The 25250-nt window shown below is 73.9% G+C and carries 26 protein-coding genes; 17 read left to right on the top strand and 9 right to left on the bottom strand.

All coding sequences use genetic code 11. The features are described 5' to 3' along the window. Together ACFVU3_RS10985 and ACFVU3_RS10990 are read right to left on the bottom strand one after the other, a co-directional pair. Positions 1-846 (bottom strand): DUF4253 domain-containing protein, encoded by an 846-nt coding sequence (locus ACFVU3_RS10985; RefSeq protein ID WP_390065555.1) that lies wholly within the window; start codon positions 844-846, stop codon positions 1-3. 171 nt (positions 847-1017) lie between these two features. Further along, positions 1018-2955 carry a GNAT family N-acetyltransferase gene (locus tag ACFVU3_RS10990; RefSeq protein ID WP_390065556.1) on the bottom strand — a complete coding sequence of 646 codons (1938 nt, stop codon included), beginning with the start codon at positions 2953-2955 and terminating at the stop codon, positions 1018-1020. 185 nt (positions 2956-3140) lie between these two features. Here ACFVU3_RS10990 and ACFVU3_RS10995 point away from each other — a divergent pair, with 185 nt between their 5' ends. From ACFVU3_RS10995 to ACFVU3_RS11005, 3 genes are all read left to right on the top strand, one after another. After that, a complete protein-coding gene (locus ACFVU3_RS10995) occupies positions 3141-4106 on the top strand; it encodes a DUF2332 domain-containing protein (protein WP_390065557.1) in 966 nt (321 codons plus the stop codon). 153 nt (positions 4107-4259) lie between these two features. Next, on the top strand, positions 4260-4700 hold the full coding sequence (locus ACFVU3_RS11000; protein ID WP_390065558.1) for a hypothetical protein: 441 nt from the start codon (positions 4260-4262) through the stop codon (positions 4698-4700). An 87-nt stretch (positions 4701-4787) separates the two neighbouring features. After that, positions 4788-5384 (top strand): hypothetical protein, encoded by a 597-nt coding sequence (locus ACFVU3_RS11005; protein ID WP_390065559.1) that lies wholly within the window; start codon positions 4788-4790, stop codon positions 5382-5384. Between the two features lie 126 nt (positions 5385-5510). Here the strand turns inward: ACFVU3_RS11005 and ACFVU3_RS11010 are convergent, their stop codons facing one another. After that, complete coding sequence (locus ACFVU3_RS11010) at positions 5511-6485, bottom strand: helix-turn-helix transcriptional regulator (protein ID WP_390065560.1); 975 nt, start codon at positions 6483-6485, stop codon at positions 5511-5513. 206 nt (positions 6486-6691) lie between these two features. Here ACFVU3_RS11010 and ACFVU3_RS11015 point away from each other — a divergent pair, with 206 nt between their 5' ends. The 3 genes from ACFVU3_RS11015 to ACFVU3_RS11025 all read left to right on the top strand — a co-directional run bounded on the left by ACFVU3_RS11015 (position 6692) and on the right by ACFVU3_RS11025 (position 8458). After that, positions 6692-7087 (top strand): RidA family protein, encoded by a 396-nt coding sequence (locus tag ACFVU3_RS11015; RefSeq protein ID WP_390065747.1) that lies wholly within the window; start codon positions 6692-6694, stop codon positions 7085-7087. A gap of 121 nt (positions 7088-7208) precedes the next feature. Beyond that, positions 7209-7739, top strand: coding sequence for a contact-dependent growth inhibition system immunity protein (locus tag ACFVU3_RS11020; RefSeq protein WP_390065561.1), 531 nt, complete (start codon positions 7209-7211; stop codon positions 7737-7739). Next, positions 7736-8458, top strand: coding sequence for a hypothetical protein (locus ACFVU3_RS11025; RefSeq protein WP_390065562.1), 723 nt, complete (start codon positions 7736-7738; stop codon positions 8456-8458). The genes ACFVU3_RS11020 and ACFVU3_RS11025 overlap by 4 nt, the downstream gene beginning before the upstream one ends. Before the next feature lie 233 nt (positions 8459-8691). On the opposite strand, the gene ACFVU3_RS11030 is transcribed toward ACFVU3_RS11025, so the two are convergent. Then, a complete protein-coding gene (locus ACFVU3_RS11030; RefSeq protein ID WP_390065563.1) occupies positions 8692-9348 on the bottom strand; it encodes a hypothetical protein in 657 nt (218 codons plus the stop codon). 176 nt (positions 9349-9524) lie between these two features. Here ACFVU3_RS11030 and ACFVU3_RS11035 point away from each other — a divergent pair, with 176 nt between their 5' ends. Further along, on the top strand, positions 9525-10370 hold the full coding sequence (locus ACFVU3_RS11035) for a MerR family transcriptional regulator (protein ID WP_390065564.1): 846 nt from the start codon (positions 9525-9527) through the stop codon (positions 10368-10370). A gap of 282 nt (positions 10371-10652) precedes the next feature. Here ACFVU3_RS11035 and ACFVU3_RS11040 read toward each other — a convergent pair whose 3' ends face one another. Beyond that, positions 10653-10838 carry a hypothetical protein gene (locus ACFVU3_RS11040; RefSeq protein ID WP_390065565.1) on the bottom strand — a complete coding sequence of 62 codons (186 nt, stop codon included), beginning with the start codon at positions 10836-10838 and terminating at the stop codon, positions 10653-10655. Positions 10839-10921: 83 nt separating this feature from the next. Between ACFVU3_RS11040 and ACFVU3_RS11045 the strand changes: the two genes are divergently transcribed. The 3 genes from ACFVU3_RS11045 (at position 10922) to ACFVU3_RS11055 (ending at position 14909) form a co-directional block, all read left to right on the top strand. Next, positions 10922-11356 carry a hypothetical protein gene (locus ACFVU3_RS11045; RefSeq protein ID WP_390065566.1) on the top strand — a complete coding sequence of 145 codons (435 nt, stop codon included), beginning with the start codon at positions 10922-10924 and terminating at the stop codon, positions 11354-11356. A gap of 365 nt (positions 11357-11721) precedes the next feature. Beyond that, positions 11722-13311: an AmmeMemoRadiSam system radical SAM enzyme gene (gene amrS / locus ACFVU3_RS11050; protein ID WP_390065567.1), complete on the top strand. Its 1590-nt coding sequence runs from the start codon at positions 11722-11724 to the stop codon at positions 13309-13311. After that, entirely contained in the window at positions 13308-14909 is a 1602-nt protein-coding gene (locus ACFVU3_RS11055) for a radical SAM protein (RefSeq protein ID WP_390065568.1), read from the top strand. Before amrS ends, ACFVU3_RS11055 begins: the two co-directional genes overlap by 4 nt. Positions 14910-15038: 129 nt before the next feature. Here ACFVU3_RS11055 and ACFVU3_RS11060 read toward each other — a convergent pair whose 3' ends face one another. Further along, on the bottom strand, positions 15039-15437 hold the full coding sequence (locus ACFVU3_RS11060) for a hypothetical protein (protein WP_390065569.1): 399 nt from the start codon (positions 15435-15437) through the stop codon (positions 15039-15041). Positions 15438-15747: 310 nt separating this feature from the next. On the opposite strand from ACFVU3_RS11060, the gene ACFVU3_RS11065 reads away from it, so the two are divergent. From ACFVU3_RS11065 to ACFVU3_RS11085, 5 genes are all read left to right on the top strand, one after another. Further along, entirely contained in the window at positions 15748-16107 is a 360-nt protein-coding gene (locus tag ACFVU3_RS11065; protein ID WP_390065570.1) for a hypothetical protein, read from the top strand. Positions 16108-16314: 207 nt separating this feature from the next. Then, on the top strand, positions 16315-17001 hold the full coding sequence (locus ACFVU3_RS11070; RefSeq protein WP_390065571.1) for a hypothetical protein: 687 nt from the start codon (positions 16315-16317) through the stop codon (positions 16999-17001). A 490-nt stretch (positions 17002-17491) separates the two neighbouring features. Continuing rightward, a complete protein-coding gene (locus ACFVU3_RS11075) occupies positions 17492-18055 on the top strand; it encodes a dihydrofolate reductase family protein (RefSeq protein ID WP_390065572.1) in 564 nt (187 codons plus the stop codon). A gap of 240 nt (positions 18056-18295) precedes the next feature. Continuing rightward, the gene (locus ACFVU3_RS11080) at positions 18296-19432 is read left to right on the top strand and encodes an MFS transporter (RefSeq protein ID WP_390065748.1); all 1137 of its coding nucleotides are present in this window, start codon (positions 18296-18298) and stop codon (positions 19430-19432) included. A gap of 50 nt (positions 19433-19482) precedes the next feature. Further along, a complete protein-coding gene (locus ACFVU3_RS11085) occupies positions 19483-20046 on the top strand; it encodes a hypothetical protein (protein WP_390065573.1) in 564 nt (187 codons plus the stop codon). A gap of 33 nt (positions 20047-20079) precedes the next feature. Here the strand turns inward: ACFVU3_RS11085 and ACFVU3_RS11090 are convergent, their stop codons facing one another. Then, positions 20080-20526, bottom strand: coding sequence for an anthrone oxygenase family protein (locus ACFVU3_RS11090; RefSeq protein ID WP_390065574.1), 447 nt, complete (start codon positions 20524-20526; stop codon positions 20080-20082). A gap of 90 nt (positions 20527-20616) precedes the next feature. Between ACFVU3_RS11090 and ACFVU3_RS11095 the strand changes: the two genes are divergently transcribed. Next, complete coding sequence (locus ACFVU3_RS11095; protein ID WP_390065575.1) at positions 20617-21195, top strand: TetR/AcrR family transcriptional regulator; 579 nt, start codon at positions 20617-20619, stop codon at positions 21193-21195. Positions 21196-21276: 81 nt separating this feature from the next. On the opposite strand, the gene ACFVU3_RS11100 is transcribed toward ACFVU3_RS11095, so the two are convergent. Both ACFVU3_RS11100 and ACFVU3_RS11105 read right to left on the bottom strand, forming a co-directional pair. After that, complete coding sequence (locus ACFVU3_RS11100; protein ID WP_390065576.1) at positions 21277-22128, bottom strand: DsbA family protein; 852 nt, start codon at positions 22126-22128, stop codon at positions 21277-21279. A gap of 162 nt (positions 22129-22290) precedes the next feature. Beyond that, a complete protein-coding gene (locus ACFVU3_RS11105) occupies positions 22291-23529 on the bottom strand; it encodes a PucR family transcriptional regulator (RefSeq protein ID WP_390065577.1) in 1239 nt (412 codons plus the stop codon). A gap of 84 nt (positions 23530-23613) precedes the next feature. Here ACFVU3_RS11105 and ACFVU3_RS11110 point away from each other — a divergent pair, with 84 nt between their 5' ends. Beyond that, a complete protein-coding gene (locus ACFVU3_RS11110) occupies positions 23614-25137 on the top strand; it encodes a flavin-containing monooxygenase (RefSeq protein ID WP_390065578.1) in 1524 nt (507 codons plus the stop codon). Positions 25138-25250 lie beyond the last annotated feature (113 nt).

Genomic DNA, 25250 nt, shown 5'->3' on the forward strand with positions numbered 1-25250 from the left:
TCAGTCCCACCACAGCGACCAGACCGTCGAGCGGACCATGCCGTCTCCGGCCGTCCGCGGGTCCTGCACGGTGTCGGGGCAGTAGCCCAGCAGCTCCGTGGCGGCCTGTGCCGCGTCCCGCGGGCCCAGGGGAGGGCCGGCGACGGCCAGTTCCAGGGAGTCGCCGGCGACGAACAGCAGCTCGGCGCCCCACTGTTCCTGCCAGCGCCTGAGCAGCGCCGCGTCGTCCGCCGGGGTGAGGACCCGGTCGCCGTACCCGAACCAGTTGCCCGTCCCCAGCAGACGGGGCAGGACCACGGGCACCTCATGACCTCCTCGCGCGGGTACGAGGACGAGCCAGCGACTCCGTCCGGCGACGCCCCCGCCGCCGCAGGCCCAGCGCGACACCCCGGGGAGCGGCGCGTCGATCGCGGGGCCGAGCTGCGGCGCCAGCCGATCGGGGTCGTAGTCGTCCCGCCAGCCTTCCAGATCCTCCGCGTCGCCGCCGACGCGGTACATCGACCAGCGGAAGCCCGACACGACGACGGACGCCGCCCGCGCGTCGTGGTCCTGGCCCACGACCTCGGCCAGCGACTCCTCCAGCGCCGAGGCGTCGCCGGCGGATCCGCCGGCGGCCAGGCCCTCGGGAGACGCCACGGTGACGAACGGCCACCAGCCCGTCTCACCGTGCCGCCGGCGCCACTCCTCCCACGCGCGACGCACCCCGTCCCCCCTCACCGGTACGCCGATCACCTCCACGCCCGCGGGCGTGGTGGCCCGCTGAGGACGGGTCAGAGGGAAGCGGGTCCGCAGGGCACGCAGAAGCTCGTCGGCGGGAAGGCGCGGCTGGTGGAGGAACGTGTTCATGATGGGCGGACCCTACGGTCCGCCGTTCCGCCTCGCACGCGGATTTGCGCCGTGCCGTGCGCGGCCCGGCCCGGCCTGCGGGTGCGCGTGGCAGGCAGTGCGGGGAGGTCCGGCGCCCGGCGCCCGCCGTCTGCCTCCCCCCGACCGCCTCCCCGCCTCCACCGCCCGCCGTCACGCGGACACGTCCCCGTCCAGCCCGGCGAACCCCGCCCCGACGCCCCGGGCCCCGTCCCGTACCAGCGCCTCGGCGGCGTCCAGCCCCTCGGTGTCCCGCGCGGCCACGAGGAACCCGAACCAGGGCGCCGGATCGAAGGCGCCGGTCGGGATCGCGGGCACGAACACCGCTCCCGACTCCCCACAGGCGCGGGCCAGTTCGTCGCACAGCTCGTCGAACTGCGCCTCCGGCAGCCGCGCACCGAGCGCGACCCTGTCGACGATCCGTACGAGGTGCCCGGCGCCCCGCAGCGCGTCGAGCCGGGCCGCCACCATGAAGGCGGCGGACGGGCCGGTCAGCCGCAGGTTCGTCTCGGTCGGGGCGAGCCGGCCCGCCCTGTCGGCGACGAAGTCCACGTCGAACCAGCCCCGGTACCCCGAGGCGGCCAGAGCCGTGCCGACGGCGCTCCCGAAGGCGAGAAGAGGCTCCTCCGCCCAGGCGGGCACCACCGAGGGCCCCACGGTGGCCCCGGCGTAGCAGCCGTCCCGGACCTCCATCACCGCACCACCCACCACGACGACCCGACCGTCGCCGTCGACGAAGCCGTCGAAGGTCAGATCGCGGGGACCGCCCTCCGTCCGCCCCGGCCCCTGGACGTACTCCTCCACCAGTACCGGCCCGCGCGGCATCCGGCGCAGCACGGCCCGCGCTCCGCCCGCCTCGCGGACCCGGCGGGGCGTGACGACGGCGGTGCCGGATCCCCCCACGCCGTGCTCGGTCTTCAGGACGGTCGTCTTCCCGGCACGCGCCCGCGCCGCCAGCAGTCGCGCCGCCTCCCGGCGGGTCCGTGCCCGCCACTGCCCGGGGAGCAGGATCCGGGGATGCCCACCGCGCGCGAGGATCCCCGCGAACAGCGTGTGCGCCGCGGACTTCGACTCGTACCGCAGCTCCCGCTCCCCGAGCGCCGGCCCCACCACCTCGCCGAGGGCTCGCGTACGCCCCCACGCCACCCAGGGGAGCCCGGTCTCCGCGAGACGCGACAGAAGCGCCGGCCGCCCCCGCACCGCGTCGAGAAGCCCGCCGTCCGGGCCCTCCAGACCGTCGTACACCTCCACACCCGCCCAGCCCAACTGGCGGCCGGCCAGCTCGATCCAGCCGCGCGGCACGACACGCGGCAGCACCAGGACGGCCGGATGCGGACTGTAGAAGGCCGCGAGACTCGCGTAGTGCCCGGCGGCGATCCGTTCCTCGTTCCCGCCGGTGGCCGGCAGCGCACCGTTCCTCACGGCTCCGTGCCGCTCTCCGTACCCGACGCGGGAGAACCGCTTCCGGTCCGCCCCGGGCCGGGCGAACTGGGCGTTGAACTCTGCCACGTTGCCCAGATGCACGGCCCGTCCGCCCCCCGTCCACACCCGCGCCCACGCGGGCAGCGGAACGGGCGCCACCTCGAACCGCACCAGCCCCGCCGCGACCGGACCTCCCCCGGGTACGACGTCCCGCGCGACCGGACCTCCCCCGGGTACGACGTCCCGCGCGACCGGACCTCCCCCAGGCACGACGTCCCGAGCCACGGCCCCCATCGCCCGGTAGAACCCGGCCGCGTGCGGGTCGGCGTCGATCACCAGCCGCCGTACCCCCAGATCCGCGGCCCGCCGCACCACCTCCCGGTACAGCAGCCGCCCCACCCCGCGCCCGATGGCCTCCGGCTCCACGAACAACAGCCCCAGCGACGCCGCGGGAGGCTCGCCCTCCAGCGAGGCCACCCCCACCACCCCACCCCCGTCGTCCTGGGCCACCAGGATCCGCCGGACCGCCACGTCCTGGGCCCGTATCCGCAGCTGCGGCGCGCACGCGGCGAGGAACGCGGCGTCGTACCCCCAGTGCGCCTTGGACCGCATCACCAGCCCGGTCAGCGCCTCCGCCTCGTCCGCCCGCGCGTCCCTGACGTCCACCACGCACCGGCCTCCCCACGGTCCGGCGTGCCGCCCCCGGCCGCCGTCGAGCACCCTGGCCACCCCGCCGCCGGCGGGCGCCCGCCGACCAGCTTCCCACCCCACGCGCCCCCGCCCCGCTCCCTCCGGCGATCCCCCTGGCATGATCGGCAAGCGGCCGAACGGCCGGCGGGAGGGGAGCGAGCACGATGGACACGGCGGGGCGGTACCGACGGTTCGCGGCGACCGAGGCCCGGGGGCATTCCCCGTCGTACGAGCGGCTCGCCGGGGGAGTGGCCGGCGATCCCGGCCTCCTGGCACTCATCGACGAACTCCCGCCCGCGCGGCGGCAGCCCAATCTGCTGTTCGCCGTCGTGCGCTACCTCGACGGCCCGGCCGGAGACGACTACGCGGCCTTCCGCGCGTGGGCGGTGACGCACTGGCCCCGGCTGCGGAGCACGATGCTGGAGCGGCGCACCCAGACCAACGAGCCCGCCCGGTGCGCGGTCCTCCTCCCGGTCCTGGCCCGGCTGCCGCAGCCGCTGGCACTCATCGAGGTCGGTGCCTCGGCGGGCCTTTGCCTGTACCCCGACCGTTACGCCTACCGCTACGACGGCGGAACGCCGTTCGGCGCGACGGATGGCCCGGTCGTCCTGGACTGCGCCACCACCGGCCCGGTCCCGCTGCCCGCCCGGCCGCCCGAGGTCGCCTGGCGGGCCGGCATCGACCTGAACCCGCTCGACGTCGCCGATCCCCAGGACGTCCGCTGGCTGGAGTGCCTGGTCTGGCCCGGACAGCACGCACGGCTGACCCGCCTGCGCGGTGCCGTCCGCGTCGCCCGCGCCGAGCCCCCCACGCTGGTCCGCGGCGACATCGACGAGACCATCCGCGACCTGGTCGCCGCCACCCCGGCAGGCACCACCCCGGTCGTCCTCCACAGCGCGGTCCTCGCCTACCTCCCGCCCGAGGACCGCGAGTCCTTCGCCGCCACCATGCGGGACCTGGGCTGTGCCTGGATCTCCAACGAGGCTCCGGGCGTCCTCCCCGCCGTGGACCGCCGCCTCTCCCCTCTCCCGGCCCCCGACGGCCTCCTCTTCACTCTCGCCCTGAACGAACACCCCCTGGCCCGCACCGGCCCCCACGGCCAGTCCCTGCACTGGCTGCCGGCCCCGTGACCCGCGCATCCGGCAGGCGACCGCCGGCGCCGCGGGCGACGGAGACCGAGGTCGAGGCCGTGAGGCAGAGAGATCGAGGGAGACGGAGGGAGCGAGGCGGAGGGAGCGAGGCGGAAGCAGTGACAACGGCAGCGACAGCGCAAGGAGAGACCGATGGTGCTCATTGGTGAGTTCTTCCTCGCCGACGACGACGAGTCCGCCCGGCGGGTGAGGCCACGCGTGCGGCATGGCTTCGCCGCCGTGGAGTGCGACGGCACGTACCCCGACGACGCGGTTCCGAGATGGGAGCGGTCGTTGACCGGCGCGGAGAGCCCGCACAGGGCCGTCGTGCCGATGGCGAACGACGGCTTCACCGTCTTCGCCGTCCCCCGGCCGCTGGCCGAGGCGCTGGCCGGGGCAGCGACGGAGACGTCGGCCGAGGCCGGAAGGGAGCGGCTCCGGACGGCGGCCGGGGAGTGGGCCCGCGTCGCCACCGAGCAGGGCGACGACGTCTCTCCGGAGCGCGCGGCCGATCTCCTGGAGCGGCTCTCGGCGTTGGCGGCCGACGGGAAGGAACGGGGCCTGGCCCTGTACTGCTGGTACTTCGCGCCGTGATCCCGGCCCGTACGGCGAGGGTCCGGACAGCCGGCCTGTCAGTGGCGGCTCGTAGGGTGCCCGCAAGGTTTCCGAGGAGGAGGTTCCGTGGGATTCTCAGGCCACCTGGTGTTCGCCCGTAGCCGGGGTCCGCTGTCGGAGGAGCCGGTGTTCGCCGCTCTCGGACAGCGGACGGAAGGGCGCGTGGACGCCTGGTGGCCACGCCCCGGCGGCTGGCAGACCCTGCAAGTCGTCCAGGGGCTGTGGGAGGACGACTTCCTGCCGGTGCTGGCCGGGTCCACGGGCGCGCCGGTCTGCGTCGCCGACGTCTCCGACAGCTCCGTCGCCCTCGTCACCGGCCTGGGGACCGACGGCCGGCGCTGGCAGGCATGGCTGAACCTGGACGTGGCGGCGGGGATGCTCACCGAGCGGCCCGACGACGTGGACGACGACAGCCTGTGGGCGGCCACGCCCGCATGCGACGAGGCGGTGGAACGCACGCTGGCCGAGCTCCAGGAGGACGTCCCGGCCGATGCCGAGGGCGCGCTCGTCTGGGCGACGGCGGCCGGCGTGCGGCGTCCGGGGGAGCGCTCCCGGATCGAGGAGCTGCTGGGCGCGCGGGAGACCTTCGTGGAGGACCTGTTCAGCGACCTGCTGGACGAGCTGGGGTCCCCCCGGGCCGTCGAGCCGTCACCCGAGTCCTGACCCCGCCGTCCGGGTCCTGACGGGCCGCCGCTCGCACCTTCCCGTCCGCTGCCCGGTCCCGACGGACACGGCCCGCACGGACACGCAGGGGTGGCCCGCCGCGCCTCGTACCCACAGGCTCGCCTCCTACGCGGGGGGCGCGTAGAGGGCGGCGACCGCCGCCGCCCGCGCGCGCAGCGCCGTACGCAACGACGGCGGAGACAACGCTTCCGCGTCCGCGCCGAGCTGCCACAGCGCCCACTCGGCGTGCCGGGCGTCCTGGAAGATCAGCTCCAGCCGTAGGCGGCCGTCCTCGCCGGGCTCCTCCGCGCGGACCGCGAGCGCCGTGTCCAGCAGTTCCTCCCGCCGCGCCGGTTCCACCCGGACCAGCACGGTGACGTGGTCGCTGCCGGACAGGAACCGTGCCGAGCGTTCCCGCCAGATCCGGTCCAGGTCCACCTGGTTCGGCCGCTCCGCCGCCTCGGGGAGCTCCTCCGCGGCGAGCACCCGCGCCAGCCGGTACGTCCGGTCCGCGCCGGACCGTGTGGCCAGGAGGTAGGCCCGGTCGCGCACGGTCACGAGGCCGATCGGGTCCACCGTGCGCCACTGCGGCGCCTGTCCCGTGGCCGCGTAGTGGATGCGCAGCTTGTGCCCGGCGAGCACCGCGCGCCGGACCTCGACCATCGTGGAGCCGGGGATCTCGTCCGTGACCAGCCGGCGCGCGAGGAGGTCCGTCTCAGGATCGACGAGGAAGCGCCGGGCCGCGTCGCTCGCGGTCGCCTGGTGGCTCTCGGGCAGCGCGTCGACCACCTTCCGCATGGCCGAGGCGAGCGCCGACCCGAGCCCGAACGCCTGCTCGCCCCGCCCCGGCCCCGCCGTCAGCAGCGCGAGTGCCTCGTCGTGGTTGAGCCCCGTGAGCTCGGTCCGGAACCCCGGCAGCAGCGCGAAACCACCATGCCGCCCGCGCTCGGCGTAGACCGGAACCCCCGCCGCGGACAGCGCCTCGATGTCGCGCAGCACGGTACGGGTGGACACCTCCAGCTCACGGGCCAGGGCGTCGGCCGTCATCCGACCCCGTCGGCGCAGCAGGAGCACCAGGGAGACCAGCCGGTCGGCGCGCATGCGGGAACGGTACCGAAATACATGACGAAGGGTGTCGTGATTCCTTGGAAGGCTCCTGCCCAGGACGGAGAAGCCGTCGGCGGCCGAGCCGGCGGACGTCCGGACCGAGCGTTCGAACGCGCGAGCCGGCAGGGGTTCGAGCCGACGAGCGCGCGAACGAACCACAGCGAAACGAAGCGAACGAAGCGAATGGAGCTGACGTGGCAATGGAGCGCACCGCGGTCAACCCGGTGAACTGGTCGGTGGAGCTGGGCTTCAACCAGGGCGAGGTGGTCTCCGGCCACACCCGGACCCTCTACCTCTCGGGCCAGACCGCGACGAACGAGGAGGGCAGGCCCCGGCACGAAGGCGACATGGCGGCCCAACTGGCCCTGAGCGTCGACAACGTGGAGGCCGTGCTCGCCGGAGCCGGCATGTCCCTCGCCCACCTCGTCCGCCTCAACGTCTACACGACCGACGTCGACCTCCTCTTCCGCCACTACGGCGTGCTGGCCGCACGCCTGGACGCCGCGAAGGTGGCGCCCACCACCACCATGCTCGGCGTGACCCGTCTGGCGATCCCCGGCCAGCTGGTCGAACTGGAGGGAACCGCGGTCGCCTGACGCCCCGGCCGCCGCACCGGAACCCGACCCGGGAGGACGTCGTGGAGACGCCCTTCCGGGCCGGCCGGCGGGGGCGGCGGGCCACGCGGGCGGCAGCCCGCCGTGCCGCGACAATGAACCCATGGACCGTCTGCTGCACCTCGACCGCACCCTCGACGAGCTGGATCCGCCGCGCTGGGCACCGCCCGGCTCCGACGCGACCCGCCTGGTGCGCACGGTGCATGGACTGCGGAGGATTCCGCTGGGAGCCCTCGGTCCGGCGGATCTGCGCACCCTCGTCGCCCAGCGGGTGGCGCTGCCGTACGTGCTTCCGCTCGCCGTACGCCTGCTGCTCGAAGAACCGCTGCTCGACGCCTCTTTCTACGAGGGCGACCTGCTCCTGGCCGCCGTGGACGTCCCCGCGGCGGCCTGGGCCCCGTTCCCGGACCTCGCGGCGCGGTTGCGCACCGTGATCGCGGCCCTGCCGGAGGCCGGGGTGGCCGGCCTGCCCCGCGATGCCGCGGAGCCACTCGCCCGCTTCGTCGCCCGGGGCGACGGTGAAGGTGACAGACCGCGCGTCGGGCGACGACGGCCCGGACCGGCGCGCGAAGGGTCGGAGAGGTCGGAGAGGCCGGAGAGGCCGGAGAGGCCGGAGAGGAACGCCCCGCGGTGAACTGGGACGAGATGGCGGACTGCCACGGTGACGTCCATCGCGTCCCCGCGCTCCTGGAACGGGTCGAGCGCGACGAGGACGACGCGGAAGCGTGGGACGAGCTGGGATACCGCCTGCTCCTCGAAGAGGAGTGGGTGTTCCCCGCCGGCTTCGCCGCGTTTCCACGTCTGGTGCGACTCGCGGCGCGCAGCGACCGGGCGCGGGGGCTGGCCGGGTCGATCATGCGGTGCGCGGCGGGAGGACACGGCTGCGACGACCTGCTCGCCGAGTGCGCCGGCGCGATCACGGAATTCCGCACGCTGCTGGACCGGCACCTGCGGTCACGGCCGGCCGACTACCTCGCGGCCTACCGCGCCCTGCTCGCGGTCGAGGAGGAGTACCACTGGGGCGCGGTCATCGGGGACTTCTCCGACGACTTCTACGAGATCGACTGCCCCCACTGTGCGGCAGAGGTGACGATCGCCATCGGTGGATACGGGCGCTACTCGGCGATCAGGGACTGGCACCTCGGCGACGTGGACCGGCGAGCCCTGAGGCCCGCGTCGCCCGACGACCTCTCCGGCACCGGCAGATGGATGCACGCGACGGCCGTCCGCGACGGCCGGCAGACCCTCGCCGACGGCATCGCCTGTCTCTTCGGCCAGGCGGAATGTCCCCGCTGCGCCAGCGTCTTCACCATCGCGGACGAGTACGCCGCGTCCCACCGCCCCGTCATGTGAACGACGCGACCGAAGGCCGCGACCGACCGCGGGGCGAGGGCAGGCCGCCTCCGGAGAACTCCCCTGCCTCCGCGCCCCGATGGGGCCCTGCGCGGCCACGTCTCCCTCGGCACGGGCGCTGTCACGCGGCCGCCCTCCTCATCCGGCTGCCGTCGGGAGCGGCGGGCCCGGCGTGCTCTCGCCGCGCCGCGCCCACGAGGACCGACCTGGCCGTGTCCGGGGCCGATCCGTCCCTACGACCGCGGGGTGCTGTCCGAGCGCCACGTGGTGAGCCGCGGCTGCCCCGGCAGGTCGGCGCGGCCGGTGGCCCACAACAGGGTGAGCCAGGGATCCCCGCCGTCCGGAGCATCCGGAAACAGTCGGGTGAGGACCCGTGAGCAGAGCGCCGAGGGCGGGGTCCAGTCGATCCCGAAGCCCTCCGCCAGATCGTGCATGTGGACCAGCGTCTCCTGAAGCCCCAGCGCCGCGAAGCCCTCCGGGTCCGACACCCCGGCGGCGTGGTGGGCGCGGACGAGGGGCGACGCGGTGCGGACCATGGCGGCCAGCAGCGCGCCGCACGCCTCCAGTACCTGCACGAGGCCGGCCGGTCCCGCGGCACGTTCCGCGTACAGGAAGACGGTGGGTCCGTCCGGCCTCTTCCGGTTCAGCGCGATGGGCACGTGGGTGTCCAGCGGCGGGCTCTGAGGTCCCAGCTGCACGGCGTAGTAGAACAGGTCGTTGGCGAGGTGTTCGGCGGTCTCCCAGCAGTCCCACTCCAGCGAACCGGCCTTGCTGCCCCACCTCTCCGCGGGCGCGTCCCGGAGGACGTCCACGGCGAGCCGCACGGCGAGGTCGACGTCGTCCGCGGTGACGGGGGACAGGACTGATCCGGTTTCGGCTGATCGAGACATCGCAGCAGCGTATCGCGAGGGGAGCGGAGCCCTTCGTGAAAGGCTCCCGGTCGCTGCGCGGGACGGCGTCGCGCGGGCTCGGAGGGGGCCGGGGGCGCACGGTGGAGGTGAGTGTGTCGCCGTCGTCGGGACACGGGGTTGACTCTCGGGTTACCCGAGACGGCACAGTCGTGGCCGTGGACAGGAGCAACCTGCTGCCGATCGGGCAGTTCTCGCAGGCCAGCGGCCTTTCGGTCACCGCGCTTCGGCATTACGACGCCAGCGGCGTGCTGGTGCCGGCGTTCGTCGATCCGGTGAGTGGCTACCGGTACTTCCGGCGTGACCAGGTGCGTACGGCGCAGTCGATCAGAGCGCTGCGGCAGCTGGACATCCCGGTCGAGGAGGTGCGCCGCCTGCTCGACGGCGGCGAGGAGGAACTCGCCGCCGCCCTCCGGGCGCACCTGCGGGCGGCCGAACGGCGGCTGGAGGTGCAGCGCTCCGTGGTCCACGGCCTGTTGAGCCGACTGACCGAAGGAGCAGAGATGACCCACCGCGTCACCGTCCGCCAGGGCGCCGCCCAACGGATCCTCGTCCGCGGAGCGACCCTCGACCACTCCGGACTCGACGCCTTCCTGCGCGTCGCCTACCAGGAGATGTACGAGGTCGCCGGCCATGGCCCGCTCACCTTCACCGGGCCTGCTTTCGTGCGGTTCCACGGAGTGTGCGACGACGAGAACGAGACGCTCGTCGAGGCGTGCCTGCCGTTCCGGGAGGACGGCGCGCAGCCCGCGGACCTGCCCGACGGCATGACCGTGCGCGAGCTGCCCGGGAACACCCTCGCCTGCACGGAGGTCGAGGGCGCTGCCGCCGCGTTCCCGCAGATCCTCGGCGCGTACGACGCCGTCGCCGCCTGGATCACCGAGCACGGCTTCGGCTTCGCGGGCCCCGTCCGGCTGGTCTACCGCCGCTGGACCGGCACGCCCGACCACCCGGACAACCGCCTGGAGATCGCCTGGCCGATCGACGAGCCCGCCGGCGACTGAGCGTTGCCCGCAGGCGATCGCCGGACGGCCGGGCCGGTGCGGCCGACGGGTGCCCCAGTGCGGCCCTGAAGGCCGCGAGGAGGGAGGGGGTGGGGGGTGGGGTTGCGGCAAGATACCTCCAGTCCCGAGCTGGATGCCGGGGCCTGTGCGACCCACCCCCCATGGCCGCGAGTCCCTCACGATCTCCGTCCGGCCCATCGAGGCTGTGAGCGTAACCGTGGCCACTGACAACACGGCAACTCCGAGGCATCTCGACGGGGTCCGCCGGTGATCGTGAGGGATTCAGACACGGTGCGGATCCGATCCGCCGGGCGGCCCCGGGCGGGCCGCCTCCAGCACTCCCCCGACGTCGCCGGCCCACCTGAACCGGTCTTCGTCCTCGTCCTGCTCCAGGATGCCGGCGGCGACGAGCTGGAGCAGGGTCTCGTGCAGGGCCCGGCCCACCGGGTTGTCGGAGGCCGACGACACGGGCGTTGCCTGCCCGGTGGCCACGGTGTTCCGTCCACCCCGTCCACCTGAGGGCCTCCGGCGCCCCGGTAGCGTTCGCCGCCATGGGAGCGAGCAGATGGACCTACTTCACGCCCTTCCGGGAGAACGAGCAGGAGGCGCTGGACGACCTGCGTGACGTGGTCTTCGAGCGGGACGGCGCGTACTACCGGGAGGCGGGCGTCGAGACGCTCGCGGCGCTGGCGGCGAGCGGCTGGCTGGACGAGGAGGCGGCGCATTCGGTGCTGGACGTCTCCCGTGCGGTGCGCTGCACGGAGGGTCTGGAGGAGCCCGGGGACGTCAGGGTGCTCGAAGCGGCGGAGGTCGTGGAGCTGTTCGGGTCGGGGCGGCCCGGGCGGGCGGCGGTCGAACAGGCGCTCACGCGGGCCGGCGACGGGTGGTTCCCTCCGGTCGAACGCGGCTTCGGGTGCTGCACCGCCGTCTACGGCGACGACGGCAGCCCGGCCGGTCTGTGCTTCTGGGGCTTGACCGGCGACTGACCCCGGGCACCCGCGACCGGGCGCGCGTCGAGGGCGGTCTTCCCGGCCCCCGCCCCGCGCGATGCGGACGATCGCCCTCCCCGGCGTGCGGCGGTCGGGGTTCTTGACGACGGTGAGAACGCTCGGTCATGCTCTTCGCCAGGCGCGGTTCGGAATGTTCAACAATCCTCAACCGGCATAACGGGGGTTCCTGGAGTGAATCACCCCAGGGCGCCCCCTCCCGGCATCTGCTCATGTCGCCGACGGAGAGAGGGAGTTCACGCTCCTCTTCCCGTCGCTCCTCGGCTCCGCCGAGCCCTCCTCCGTCCGCTCCCGCTGCGACCCGCGTATCCCTCCCGGTCACCTCCTTCTCGGAAGGACAGCCTGTGACGCACACGAACCGGAGCACCGACCCGAACCAGAACCAGAACCAGACTCCGAACCGGACCCAGAAGAACCAGAGCGCGAACCAGACTCCGAGCCCGCACCCGACCCCGCACCCGACCCCGGGCGCGAACCCGCCGCCGCCCGCAGCCGTACCCCCGACGCCGGCCTGGAACAGCGAGGCCCGCCCCGCCCGGCTCGAGGAGCGGCTGGAGGACGGGGCCGTGCGCTGTCACCTCAGCCCCAGGAACTGCCGCATCCGCCCCGGCCGGTACGGCTTCTGCCGGGTCCGCGCCAACCAGGACGGGCGGCTGGTCACGCTCAACTACGGCCGGTCGGTGCACGCCACCGAGGAGACCATCGAGACCGAGGCCGTGTTCCACTACGCGCCCGGCGCCCGGATCCTGTCCATGGGCAACGTCGGCTGCATGCTCAACTGCGACTACTGCCACAACTGGAAGACCTCGCAGGCGCGTCACGTCGAGGACAAGGACGTCCACCACTACACGCCCGAGGAGGTCGTCGACATCGCCGTCCGGCACGGGATCCGGGTGATCTCCTGGACCTACAACGACCCGGTCGTCTGGCACGAGTTCGTCGTCGAGACCGCCGCGCTTGCGAAGGCCGCCGGCATCGTCAACCTCTACAAGTCCGCGTTCTTCATCACCGGCGAGGCGATCGAGGAACTCCTCCCGGTCATCGACATCTTCTCGGTGTCGATCAAGTCCCTCGACCCGGCGTACTACCGGAGGATCACCAAGGGGTGGCTGGAGCCCGTCCTCGAAGGAACCGAGCGGGTGTTCCGGGCCGGCAAGCACGTCGAGGTGTCGACCCTCATGGTCACCGACCTCAGCGACGACGAGAAGACCGCCCGCGACATGGCCGCCTTCGTCGGGGAGCGCCTGAGTCCCGACGTGCCCACGCACTTCGTGCGCTTCCACCCCGACTACAAGATGACGGACACGATCCGCACCCCCGTCGACCGTCTGGAGAGGGCTCGCGGCACCGCCCTCGGCATGGGGCTCAAGCACGTCTACCTCGGCAACGTCTACGACACCGCGTCGACCGACACCCGCTGCGGCGCGTGCGGACGGCTCCAGGTCACGCGGTACGGACTGAACGCCGACCTCGTCGGTGTCGACGCCGGGGGCCGCTGCACCGGCTGCGGCGGCCACGCCGGCATCACCCTGCTGCCGGACGCCCGGCCGCGCGAGCGGGTGCGCGACCTCCCGCCCGGACGGGACCTCTCCGTCGCCGGCTTCGACTGGCACGGCGACGTGCGGGCGCTCCACTTCCAGCTGCGCAACACCTCCGGCGCCCCGGTGCGGGCCTACGCCCGCCGCCTCGGCGACACCGCCGCGGACCAGGCGTGGGAGGTCATCGACCTGGCGCCGCACGAGAGCTTCCGCTCCATCGCGGCCAAGAGCACGCCCGGTGAGACCGGCGTGCAGGTGGCCGTGGAGCGCTCGTGCGAGTCCACCCTCCACCAGGTCTTCGACCGCGCCCACTTCCCCACGGTCGAGGCGACGGCGGGCACGCTCAACGGCGACGTCTCGCCGCTTCCGCTCTTCGTCCGGGGCCCGCGGTCATGAGACACGGAACGGACTACCGCGTCATCCCGCTCCGGGACCCTGACGAGCACCGGGGCGGCCGTACGGGCGGCCCCGGCGAAGGCCGTGACCACGGCGACACCGCCGCCGTCCTCCTCACCGGCAACCACCGGCTGCTGCTCGCCCCGGCCGCCACCGCCCGCCGGCTGGAGGCGGGCGTCGAGCACCTGCTGCCCGCCGAGCGGGAGGCATGGGACCGCCTCCGGGCGGTCGCCGGCGTCGGCGACGACACCCACCGGACCCTGCTGGCCGGGAGCGCGCTGTCCGACGGCGCCGACTTCGCGGTCAACGTCAACCTCACCAACGTCTGCAACCTCGCCTGCGCCTACTGCTTCGCCGAGGGCGGGGACTACGGCCGCGTCACCGAGGCGATGGGGGAGCACTCCATCGCCTGGATCTTCGACTTCATCGAGACCCACGCGGCCCCGGACCAGCGCGTCCGCTTCGAGTTCTTCGGCGGGGAACCGCTGGCGAACCTCGGTGTCATCGAGAAGATCTGCGCCCGCGCCGACGAGATCGCCGGGCGGACCGGCACGCGGTTCGTGCACCGCGTCTCCACCAACCTGACGCTCCTGCCGCCCGGCACCACCGCGCTGTTCCGGGACCACCGCTTCATCGTCTCGGTCTCGATCGACGGCGGTCGCCAGGTGCAGGACGCCAATCGCCCTTCGAAGAACGGCAAGGGGTCGTACGACAGGATCGTCCGCAACCTCCGGCGGCTGCGGGAGGAGTGCGGCGACGCCGTCACGCTGGTCGCGCGGATGACGATCGCCACGGCCGAACCCTCCCTCAAGGAGAGCGTGCTCGCCCTCTGGCGGCTCGACCTCTTCGACCACTTCCAGATCTACCCGGGCGTCTACCCCGTACGGACGGGCACGACGGTCCCCGTCGCGCTCACCCTCGGCGACCGCACGCTGTCCGCGCCGCAGGGCGGGATCGAGTACATCAACCACTTCCTCCAGCCCGGCATCGTCGACCAGTTCGAAGAGTTCCTCGCCCACTACCCGAAGCTGTTCGATCCCGGGAACCGCTTCAAGGGGGTCCTGGAGTACGAGCGGACCGTCCAGATGATCACCGAGGGCGCGGCGGCCCTCGCCTTCTGCTCCGGCGGCCGTACGTACTACACGCACTCGCCGGACGGCACCATCAGCCCCTGCCACCGCCTGGTCGGGGACGAGAGCTTCGACGTGGGCACCGGCGAGCGGGGCATCACGCGCGACCACCCCGAATGGCGGCGCACCGTGGACGAGCATCCCGTGTGCGGCGGCTGTTGGGCCCGCTACCTGTGCGGCGGGGGCTGCCGTCAGGAGAACCACGTCGCGACCGGAGACCTCAACGTCCTCAACGACGCCTCGTGCCGCTATCAGCTGATGCTGGCGGAGGAGGTCGTCAGGATGCTGGCCCGGTCCACGCCCGAGTACCGCGCCCGCCCCCGGACCCGGTACGACGACCTCTTCGTCTCCTGCGGCCGTCCGGTCCTCCCCAACACCCGCCCAGCGGCCGACACCGCCACCGGAGCAGGCGCCGGTCCCGCACGCTCCACCGCCTCGGACTTCGCGCCCTTCCGGCTTCTCTGCTGACCGCCCGGCAGCCGTCTCTCCGCCACGGCGACGGGGCCTCGGCGCCCCGCTCGGGGAGCCGAGGCCGCTCCGCCTCCTGGCGATCGGGTCCGCCTTCCGTTCCGGCGGCCAGGTCACAGGCCCTCGCGCCTACCGTCCCACCGGGACGCGCACGACGCGGCAGGACCGCAGGCCGAGGTCCACGAGGTCCACCAGGCGGGAGGAGGGCATGAGCGCGGCCAGCCGGTGCATGGCCATGGCCGCCTCCCATGCCGAGGTCCTGGCCGGCGAGCCGTCCCAGGACACCGCGTCGAGCCGCGACCAGAGGTGCGCGCCGAACCCGAGGTGAATCGTTCCTGCTCGGGCCGTCTCCTCGTCCAGCGCTCCGCGCACCGCCGTCAGGAACGTCACGGCGTCCTCCGGCCCCAGCGCGTCCACGACGATCCGCAGATAGGGCGCGATCAGCACGGTCGCCTCCGGCCACCCGGTCTCGTCACCGAAGCGCTCGCGCAGGTGTGCGTACAGCGAGTGTTCCATGTCATCGGTCATGCAATGAGAGATACGTTTCGCCAGCGGATCTTGCTCGCGGCGACACGCGGAATCACCCGGCCCGCCGCTCATATGGACGGTCGGAGAAGCCCTGCGGTGGCCGGGGCCGAGCGGGAGTCCGGCGCCGAGCACGTGCTGGACGGGCGCATCGGCTCGGATGGCCGCGCCGCGGCGGACCGGTGCGGGGCCGGACGGGTGACGCCGGGGCGACACGCGGCCTCCGCCGGTCCGGCGGATCGATTCGCCCGCCGGCGGGCTCCGTACGGTGGCCCCTGTTTCCTTGATCGTCTTCGGAGAGGCTCCTCCTGCCATGAAGCTGCGCACCACCCTCGGCGCCACCGTCGGCGCCCTCGCTCTCCTCCTGTCGACGGCCGGCTCGGCCCAGGCCGCGCAGGGCGAGTTCCACTACAAGTACGTCGACGGCTACGGCCAGGAGCGGCACGTCACCCTGCACGACCCGCACGGCGGCAAGTGTGTCAACCTGCACGCCGTCGGCGACGACGAGGACACCCCCGGCTACGGCCCGCACAACGCCACCGACGCGGCCGTCACCGTCTACCTGGGCGCGAACTGCCAGGGCCCGGAGTGGCGCCTCAAGGCCCACGGCAAGCCGGCCAAGGACACCCTGGAGCTCCGCTCGGTGCGCTTCGACGCGCCGGTCGCCCCGTAGCCCGACCGGCGCGCCCGGGGCCGACCACCGGGGAAAGGGGAGGACACCGGGCGCGCCGGGCGGTAATGTGCGGATCTTCGGCCGGCGGAGGCCGCCGGAGTCCCCGAAGGGCGTACGCCCGTGTCACAGCCCCTACCGTCCCCGGCATCCGGCGCACGACGCCGTCTCGACGCCTCACTGGACGGCATCGCCGCCACCTTCCGCGGGATGGCCGCGCACCCCGACGAGACCAACTGCGTCTGTCACTGGGGCAGCGCGGAAGACCTCGCGCAGCTCAAGGTGCCCGACGTGGAACTGGACTCCGACCTCCTGCGGCGTACGTGGGAGGCGACCGACTGGACGTACCCGGGTGCCGTCCTGCGCCGGATCCTGCCGCAGCTCGCCGCCGCCCTCGTCGGCGGCCGCCTCGATGCCGACCGCGACCTCATGGAGCGGGTCGGCCGAGCCTTCGTCCTGGCGCACTGGCGGGACTGGCCCGCGGAGCAGGCCGCCGCGGTGGAGGAGTTCCTGTACGCCTGGTGGGCGTGCACGCTCACGGACCCGGATCCCGTCGTGCCACCGCACCACCTGCTCGTCCTGGTCGCGGAGGCCACGGGCACGCTGACCCCGTGGCTCACCGCCTGGGAGGCGTCGCACGGCACCGTGGCCGACGGGCACCTGGCGGAGGCGGTGAAGGACTGGGACTACGACCTCCTCGGTGACCAGCTCCCTTGGTGGGCCTGGGAGGACGAGGACGGGACGCGTGACGAACTGACGGAGTGGCTCGTCCGCCACGCCCCCGCCCGCCTTCGCGCGCACGGCGCGCCGGAGGAGCTCCTCCACCGGATACGGCTCCTCGGCGTCACCTGCCCCGACCGCTGGGAGGACCCCCACTGGCCGGGCTACCGCTACTGACCGCCGGGCGCCCCGCCACGGGCGCGGCCATCGCTGCTGACCGCCGGGCGGCCCCGCGTCGCCGCCCGGCCGTCCCGGTCCTGCCGGTCGACCGCCACCGGAAGGGCCGCGGTCCGCTTCCACGCGGACCACCGCGGCCGACGCGGCGGGGAGCCCGGAGGCGTTCATCCACATGTGACCGGACGTCAGCGCTGCGTGACCTCGGCCGGAGCCGATTACCCCGCCACGCCCCTCCTCGGGCGACGCGTCGTCAGGAACCCGCGGACGCCTGGGTGCCGCGGAAAGCGTGACGGCGGGCCAGGAGGACGGTAGGCCGGGGGGCACGACGCCGGCGGCGTTCCGGTCCGCCGGCGGGGCGTGGGTCGGCGTGGATCGGCCGGGGATGTGGTTTCGTGGGGAGGGTCGGCCCGCGAAGCCGTGCGAGCCGGGGGTGATTCCCCGGCCGCGGCCGGGGGCGTACGGTCGAGCCTGCTACCGAGGTGGTCTTCTGATGCGCAGCGTGACCTATTCGATGGGTGTCTCTCTCGACGGCTACATCGTCGGGCCCGACGGCGGGTTCGACTGGTCGGAGCCGGACGACGAGGTCTTCCGCTTCTGGATCGACGAGATCCGCGGGGTCGACGTCCACCTGCTGGGACGGCGGCTGTACGAGACGATGCTGTACTGGGAGACGGCCGAGCAGGACCCGTCGCTCGACGACGCCTCGCGCGAGTGGACGCGGCGGTGGAATCCGCTCCCCAAAGTGGTCTTCTCCAGGACCCTGACGGAGGTCCAGGGCCAGGCGCGTCTGGCCACCGGGAGTGTGGCGGAGGAGATCGAGCGGCTGCGGGCCGAGCCGGGGGAGGGCGAGATCGCGATCGGCGGCGCGACGCTGGCCGCCGAGGCGGCGGCGTCGGACCTGATCGACGAGTACCGCCTCGTGGTCCACCCGGTGCTGGTGGGCGGCGGCATCCCCTACTTCCCCCGGAACGAACGCCGGGTGGATCTCGCACTCGTCGAGACCCGCACCTTCTCCTCCAAGATCGCCCTCCTCCGCTACCGCGTGGTGCGGTAGCCGGAGCCGGAGCCGGAGCCGGGAGCGGGACCGGAGTCGGGAGCGGGACCGGAGTCGGGAGCGGGACCGGAGTCGGGAGCGGGACCGGCGCGTTACTCCGTTGCGCGGGGGCCGCGTCCTTGGTGAGGTACCTCCATGGACGGTGCCACGGAACCGGCGCGGCGGACGAGGGCGGGACGTGGGGGCGCGGGCGCGCCGAGGCCGGCGTCCTGGCGCGCGTGGGCGGTGCTCGCGGCCCTGATGCTGGCCGCCTTCACCTTCAACACCGCGGAGAACCTGCCCATCGGTCTCCTGGACGTCATCTCCGACGGCCTGCGGGTGTCGATGCCGGCGGTCGGTCTCCTGGTCACCGGCTACGGTGTGACCGTGGCCGTCGCGTCCGTGCCGCTCGCGCACGCCGTGCGGGCCGTGCCGCGCCGCCAGGTGCTCACCGGACTGCTGGCCGCGCTGGTCGTCTCCAGCCTGGTCGCCGCGCTGGCGCCCTCCTACGGGGTGCTCCTCGGGGCGCGGCTGCTGACCGCGCTCGCCCAGGCGCTGTTCTGGGCGGTGATGGGGCCGGTGGCGGTCGGACTCTTCCCGGCCGAGGTGCGGGGACGGGTGGTCGGGGCGCTGTCCGTCGCCGGATCGCTCGCGCTGGTGCTCGGGGTGCCCGCCGGGACCTGGCTGGGCCGGCTGGGCGACTGGCAGGTGCCGGTCGCCCTGCTGGCGGGGCTGGGGAGCCTCTCGCTGGTGACGATCGCCGCGCTGCTGCCGACCTCGCCGCCCGAGGAGGAGCCGGCCGCCTATGGGACCGCCCCCGACCGCCGCAGGTTCGGGATCGTCCTCGCGACCGGGGCCCTGTCCGCCGCCGGGGCGTTCGCCGGATTCACCTACATCGTGACGTTCCTGGGCGACGTCGGCGGCTTCCCTCCTGGCACCGTCAGCGTCCTGCTCATGGCCTTCGGGGTGGCCTGTCTTGCCGGAGTGACCGTCACCGGCGCGCTGCTGGACCGCCATCCGTGGCGCATGCCGGCCGTGGCCGTGGCCACGCAGGCGGTGGGCATGCTCGGCCTGTACGCGGCGGGCTCCCGGCCCGTGGCGGCGGTGGCGTTCCTGGTCCTGATCGGCAGCGCGCTCGGGCCGGTCTTCATGACCACCCAGAACGCGATGCTGCACTGCGCGCCGGGCCGCACGGACATGGCCCTCGCCGCGAACTCCGGTGCCTACAACGCCGGGATCGCGGGGGGCGCCGCCCTCGGCGGACTCGTCCTGGCCCTCGCCGGCGTCCGCGCCACCGTCCTGGCCGGCGGCCTCCTCTCCGCCGCGGCCTGCGCGGTGCTGCTCGCCGGACGGGCGCCCGGGAACCGCCGGGGCCGCCCCGAGCCGGCGGGTCCGTAGGGTGGCGGCAGGTCTCCGGGGCGTGGGGACGGAGGGACGAGGGAGCGGCGATGATGGACCGTGAGGCACGCGGGGAGTGGTGGGCACGGCTGCCCCGGGGAATCCGTGACGAGGTCGACGGGCACGTGCTGCGGGACGCGCTGATTCCGGCGGTCAAGGTGCTGGTCGACGTCGGCCGCGTCCCGGACGGGGTCGGGGTCGCCACCGCGCAGGCGATCGTCCACGAGCGGTACGCCCACTTCGGGGACAGGATCGCCCGTACCCCGGAGAGTCCCCTGGACGTGGAGTCGTTGGCGGCGCGGGCCCGGGGGGTCGCCGGCCGTGTGGTGGTGATCGAGGCGATCTGGGACGGCGACACCGTCGACGACTGGTTCGTGGTCCTGGTGGCCGTCGCCGACCGGCCCGCGGAGGAGGTCCCTCTGGCCACCGTCACCCGGCGCGCCGCCGTGCGGCACCTCGGCGAGGCTCCGGCCCGGCCGGCCGACGGACGCCACCCGGCGGCCGTGGTCGCCGCGCGAGCGGGCGCGGACCTGGCCGCCCGGCTCGGTGTTCCCTTCCACTTCGCGAGCCCGGACACCCCGGACGACGAGGCCCCGCGCTGGACCCCGCACTGAGCGAGGGGCCGGCGCGGGGGAGGCCCCGTGGGCTCAGGCGAGGGCGGCGACCAGCAGGGTGAAGGCGGCGACGATGACGGCGACGCGGGCGTAGTGGTAGCGGTCCCAGCGGCTCATCTGCTCCTTCCAGTCCGCGGGCCGGGTCTCGGCGGTCCAGGTCTTGCCCTGGTCGTTGATCGGGACGAGCAGCAGGAGCGACATGACCACGCTCAGGATCAGCAGCGCGCCGGCGGTGACGACGAGTCCGGCGCCGGCGTGGTGCCGTCCGGCGACGGCCCAGACCGCGACGAGGACCAGCGAGCCGATGTACCAGACCGGCATGACGGCGCCGAGCATCCGGCCGCCGTGGCTCCGGGCGCTCTGGTTGCTGTCGTCGGGGAGGGCGCTGAGGATCGGGTTGATGACGAAGGCGACGGAGAACTCCACCCCCACCATCAGGCCGACGGTGACGGTGGTGATGATCTCCAGTGCGTTGAGCATGATGACCCCCTGAGGATCTAGCGCTGCTAGATGACAACGCAACGCTAGTACTGCTGTCGCTCGGTTGTCTAGCGCTGCTAGGGTCGATGCATGTCGGTACAGGAACGCAAGGAACGCGAACGGGCGCTCCGCGAACGCCTCATCGTGGCGACGGCCCGTGAACTCGCCGAGCAGCAGGGCTGGGACGCGGTCACCACCCGCCGGCTCGCCGAGCGCATCGAATACAGCCAGCCCGTCCTCTACAGCCACTTCCGCGGCAAGCGCGAGATCATCGGCGCCGTCGCCCTCGAAGGCGCCACCGAGATGGCCGCGGCGCTGCGGGCCGCGACCGCCGCCGCGGACGGCACGCGCGCCCGGGTCGCCGCCCTCGCCCACGCCTACCTCGACTTCGCCGAGCGCAACCCCGCGGTCTACGACGCCATGTTCCGGCTCGACGGCGGCCTGGCCTTCGCCCAGGAGGACACCCCGGAGCCTCTGAAGGACGCCTTCGCCGCACTCCTGGAGACCCTCGGCGAGGTCGCCGGGGACGGCGTCCACCCGGGGGTCTTCACCGAGTCGTTCTGGGCCGCCCTGCACGGGCTCGCCACCCTCACCCGGGCGGGACGGCTGCCGCCGCAGTACGCCGGGCAGCGCGTGGACCTGCTGGTGGACCGGCTCGCCGTGATCTGACCCCCGGCCCGCCTCTCCCGCACCACCGGGAGAGGCGGGCCGGACGACCGGGTGCCGGCGGCGCCGGACGGGAGCCCGGGCCTAGGAAGCGGCGCCCTCGGCCTCCGCCCCGGCCTCCATCTCCGCCTCCACCTCCGCCTTGTACGGCAGGTACGACTTCTCCCACCGCGCCGGGAAGTAGTGCAGGTCGAACACCAGGCCCTTGACCGCTTCCTCGTCGAAGAGCAGGTGGTACAGGCCCCCTTCGACGGGATGGCCGTTGACGACGACCGAGGGGGTCCCGGGCCCGCGGGGGTCGTCCCCGGTCGTCTCGTAGGCCCGCTCCGAGGCCGTGACGAAGGCGCGGTACCGCATCGTCCGGACCGCCGTGTCGAAGGCGTCGCCGCGGAGCCGCGGGACCTTCGCGGCGAGCTGGAGAAGCCGCTCGGTGGTGAACCCGCCGCTGCTCTCCACCTCGGCCTGGTGCCGGAACAGCACCGCGTGGTACTCGACGAACTTCCCCTGCTCCAGGGCAGCGCGCAGCGCGTTCACGGCCCGCTTCGACCCGTCGCCGCCCAGCCGGTCGTCCTTGAACGACGCGAACGTGTACTCGGCCTTGACCATGCGCGACAGCAGCCCCGACCGCAGCCCGGGGGCGCCGGTGCGCTCGAACTCCTCGACGACGGGGCACCGCGGGTCCTCCAGGACCCGCACGGTCGAGCGCGCGCCCGGGTCGCCGACCACGATCGTCGTACCGTCGGCGGCGAGCCGCTCCGGCAGCGACGCGGTCGACGTCCAGCGCGCCGCCGCGGCAGCCGGGGCGGCGGCCGTCGCCGCCGGCCCGGGGTCCCCGGCCTCAGCCGGGCCGTCGGCGGACCTCCCCCCGGCACAGCCCGCGAGAACCCCCACGAGCACCACCATGGCAGCCGCACCGGCCGCTCTGTCCTTCTTCATCGAACGTGATCCCTCCCCTGACGAACAAGCGGACCTTACGCGTCCCGCACGCAGGTCACACACTCATTTCACCGGCCGGTCAGGGGGGGGAGGAGGCGGGAGGAGGCGGGGGAGGAGACAGGGGGAGGAGGCGGGAGAGGCGGGGGCCGGTCCAGGTCCGCCTCACCGTGCCCGCGGCTCGCGCCAGCGCAGGACATTCAGGGCGGCGGCGACGTGGAGGGGGTTCTCGGCCAGGGGCTTCGGGAGGAGTTCGTCGGCCCGGGCCAGGCGGCGGAGCACCGTGTTGCGGTGGGTGAGGAGGCGGCGGGCCGTGCGGGAGGTGTTGAACTGCTCGTCCACGTACGCGAGGACGGCGTCCCGGGTCTGGGCGTCCGCCTCGGCGAGGTCCCCGAGCACGTCCTCCACGAACTCGTCGGCCAGCGCCAGGTCCTGCGTCATCAGGGCGACCAGCTGGACGTCCTCGTGCCGCGCGACCTGCTGCGGCGAGTTCAGCCGGGCCATCATGCGCTGCGCGGCGAGCGCGTCGAGGTGGCTCCTCCGGAAGCCGTCGAGGTCGTGGCCCGGGCGGCCGAGGGCGATCCGGACGTCCGGCAGCGCGGCGAGCCGCTCGGTGACGGCGCGGACGCCGGGCGCGACGGCGGTCGGGATCCACACCCAGAGGGCGCCCGCGCTGGCCACCACGGTCAGCCGGCCGCCGGCCCCGCCGGTCCCCGTCCGTACGAGGGTGTCGGCGGCCCGTTCGAGGTGGTCGGCGCGGGCGGCGGCCGGCCCCCACACGACGGCCGCGAGGTGCGGGCCGGTGAGGGCGTAGCCGAGCCGGGCCTCGGCCTGCGCGCGGCCGATGGGGGCGCCCTCCAGGATGAGGGTGATGACGGCCCGGCGTTCGGCGTGGGTGCCCCGGGTGAGCTCCTGGCGCTCCGCGGCCATGCGCGCGGTGATGGCCGCGATCGTGTCGTCGATGAACGCCGTGATGGAGCGGCTCGACAGGTCGAGGAGTTCGCGGAGCTCGTCGATCCGGGAGGTGAGTCCGAAGCAGATCTCCATCCAGCGCCGCCACGCCGCCCCCTGCCCGGTGCGGTACGCCTCCAGGGCCGTCTCGTCGAAGCCCCGGCGGACCAGGTCGCGCGCGGTCTCCAGCATCTCGGGGCCGAGGTTGGCGGGGACCCGGCGGCCGGGGTACTGCACGTTGGCGGCGGCCCAGTGCGTGATGTTGGCGAGCGTCGAGTCGCGGATGCGGTCGGCGAGGACGGGGTCGTCCCTGACCGGCCGCATCCCCACACCGCCCAGCGACGCCCGGTTCAGCTCCTCGACCCACTCGGGCAGGGGCGCGAGCGCGATCTCCGCCGCATGGCGGAAGAGCCGGCGGACGCGGGGGGTCGGCTCCGGCCACGGTCGGTCCATGTGCAGCACTCTGCACCACCTTCCACGCCGTTTCCAGGCATTCTGCTGTGGAGTGGATCTCGGACGTGGCGCATCCTCTTCCCTATGACTTCGTACGAGCCGCACGTGGAGCACCTGGACGTCCTGATCGTCGGTGCCGGGATCTCGGGCATCGGGGCCGGCCGCTACCTGCGGCTCCGGCACCCGGGCAGGTCGTTCGCGATCCTGGAGGCCCGCGGCGCCTCCGGCGGGACGTGGGACCTGTTCCGCTACCCCGGCATCCGCTCCGACTCCGACCTGTACACCTTCGGGTACGAGTTCAAGCCGTGGCGCGACCGCGAGTCCATCGCCACCGCCGACCGCGTCCTCTCCTACGTCCGGGAGACCGCCGCCGAGAACGGGCTCGACGCGCACATCCGCTACCACCACAAGGTCGTCGCCGCCGACTGGTCCTCCGAGTCGGCGCGCTGGACGGTCCGGGTGGAGCGCACCGATCCGGAGACCGGCGCGACCGAGCGGATCGACGTCACCGCCGGGTGGATCTTCTGCGCCACCGGCTACTACCGGTACGACGAGGGCCACACCCCGCACTTCGAGGGCCGCGACCGCTTCCGCGGGCAGATCGTCCACCCGCAGCACTGGCCCGAGGACCTCGACTACCGCGGCAAGCGCGTGGTGGTCGTCGGCAGCGGCGCCACCGCCGTCACCCTCGTCCCCGCCATGGCCGGCGACACGGCGCACATCACGATGCTCCAGCGGACGCCCACGTACATCGTGCCCGTCCCGAAGGAGGACAAGGTCGCCCGCCTCCTCCGCGCCGCGCTGGGCGACGAGCGCGGGCACGCCGTGACACGGCGCAAGAACATCGCCCGGCAGCAGCTGGTCTGGCGCTTCGCCCGGCGCTTCCCGGCCGCGACCCGGAAGCTGATCCGCGCGGCGAACGCCCGGCTCCTGCCCGCCGGCTTCCCGGTCGACGAGCACTTCAACCCGCCGTACGACCCGTGGGACCAGCGGCTCTGCGCGGTCCCGGACGGCGACCTGTTCAAGGCCATCAGCGCCGGCAGGGCCTCGGTCGTCACCGACCGGATCGACACGTTCACCGAGGACGGCATCCTGCTGCGGTCCGGCCGCGAACTTCCGGCGGACATCGTCGTCACCGCCACCGGACTCAACATCCAGCTCTTCGGCGGCATGCACCTGACCGTGGACGGCACGGACGTCTCGCCCTCCGACTCGCTCGTCTACCGGGGGACGATGCTGTCGGGCATCCCCAACCTCAACGTCGCCATCGGGTACACCAACTCCTCCTGGACGCTCAAGATCGGGCTGCTCTGCGAGTACGTCTGCCGGGTGCTCGCCCACATGGACCGGCACGGTCACGACACGGTCTGGCCCGAGAGCGAGCCGGGCCGGCCCACCCGCCCGATGCTCGACTTCGGGGCAGGCTACGTGCAGCGCGCGCTCGACCGGCTGCCCAGGCAGGGCCCGGAGACGCCGTGGGTCACGTCGACGAGCTACCACAGCGACCGCAGGCTGCTCCACCAGGACGAGATCGCCGACGGCCACCTCCGCTTCTCGGGCCCGGCCACCCGCGCCGCACGCCCCCGCCGGACCACGTCCGCGGGCTGACCCCTGCCCCGAGGAGTCGGGCCGAGCGCGCGAGCCTCCGGGCCGCCGGGGTGCGAGGCCCGCGCCGTCCGGGGTGCGGACCGGCGTGGAGAGGCGGCGGACGATGTGAGAGG

The organism is Streptomyces sp. NPDC058052 (assembly GCF_042885515.1).
GTDB lineage: Bacteria > Actinomycetota > Actinomycetes > Streptomycetales > Streptomycetaceae > Streptomyces.

Bases quoted from the DNA above. Each gene is read 5' to 3' on its own strand.
- ACFVU3_RS10985 (WP_390065555.1), bottom strand. From the start codon at position 846: ATGAACACGTTCCTCCACCAGCCGCGCCTTCCCGCCGACGAGCTTCTG.
- ACFVU3_RS10995 (WP_390065557.1), top strand. From the start codon at position 3,141: ATGGACACGGCGGGGCGGTACCGACGGTTCGCGGCGACCGAGGCCCGG.
- ACFVU3_RS11000 (WP_390065558.1), top strand. From the start codon at position 4,260: ATGGTGCTCATTGGTGAGTTCTTCCTCGCCGACGACGACGAGTCCGCC.
- ACFVU3_RS11010 (WP_390065560.1), bottom strand. From the start codon at position 6,485: ATGCGCGCCGACCGGCTGGTCTCCCTGGTGCTCCTGCTGCGCCGACGG.
- ACFVU3_RS11015 (WP_390065747.1), top strand. From the start codon at position 6,692: ATGGAGCGCACCGCGGTCAACCCGGTGAACTGGTCGGTGGAGCTGGGC.
- ACFVU3_RS11020 (WP_390065561.1), top strand. From the start codon at position 7,209: ATGGACCGTCTGCTGCACCTCGACCGCACCCTCGACGAGCTGGATCCG.
- ACFVU3_RS11030 (WP_390065563.1), bottom strand. From the start codon at position 9,348: ATGTCTCGATCAGCCGAAACCGGATCAGTCCTGTCCCCCGTCACCGCG.
- ACFVU3_RS11045 (WP_390065566.1), top strand. From the start codon at position 10,922: ATGGGAGCGAGCAGATGGACCTACTTCACGCCCTTCCGGGAGAACGAG.
- ACFVU3_RS11055 (WP_390065568.1), top strand. From the start codon at position 13,308: ATGAGACACGGAACGGACTACCGCGTCATCCCGCTCCGGGACCCTGAC.
- ACFVU3_RS11060 (WP_390065569.1), bottom strand. From the start codon at position 15,437: ATGACCGATGACATGGAACACTCGCTGTACGCACACCTGCGCGAGCGC.
- ACFVU3_RS11065 (WP_390065570.1), top strand. From the start codon at position 15,748: ATGAAGCTGCGCACCACCCTCGGCGCCACCGTCGGCGCCCTCGCTCTC.
- ACFVU3_RS11070 (WP_390065571.1), top strand. From the start codon at position 16,315: ATGGCCGCGCACCCCGACGAGACCAACTGCGTCTGTCACTGGGGCAGC.
- ACFVU3_RS11075 (WP_390065572.1), top strand. From the start codon at position 17,492: ATGCGCAGCGTGACCTATTCGATGGGTGTCTCTCTCGACGGCTACATC.
- ACFVU3_RS11080 (WP_390065748.1), top strand. From the start codon at position 18,296: ATGCTGGCCGCCTTCACCTTCAACACCGCGGAGAACCTGCCCATCGGT.
- ACFVU3_RS11085 (WP_390065573.1), top strand. From the start codon at position 19,483: ATGATGGACCGTGAGGCACGCGGGGAGTGGTGGGCACGGCTGCCCCGG.
- ACFVU3_RS11090 (WP_390065574.1), bottom strand. From the start codon at position 20,526: ATGCTCAACGCACTGGAGATCATCACCACCGTCACCGTCGGCCTGATG.
- ACFVU3_RS11095 (WP_390065575.1), top strand. From the start codon at position 20,617: ATGTCGGTACAGGAACGCAAGGAACGCGAACGGGCGCTCCGCGAACGC.
- ACFVU3_RS11100 (WP_390065576.1), bottom strand. From the start codon at position 22,128: ATGAAGAAGGACAGAGCGGCCGGTGCGGCTGCCATGGTGGTGCTCGTG.
- ACFVU3_RS11105 (WP_390065577.1), bottom strand. From the start codon at position 23,529: ATGGACCGACCGTGGCCGGAGCCGACCCCCCGCGTCCGCCGGCTCTTC.
- ACFVU3_RS11110 (WP_390065578.1), top strand. From the start codon at position 23,614: ATGACTTCGTACGAGCCGCACGTGGAGCACCTGGACGTCCTGATCGTC.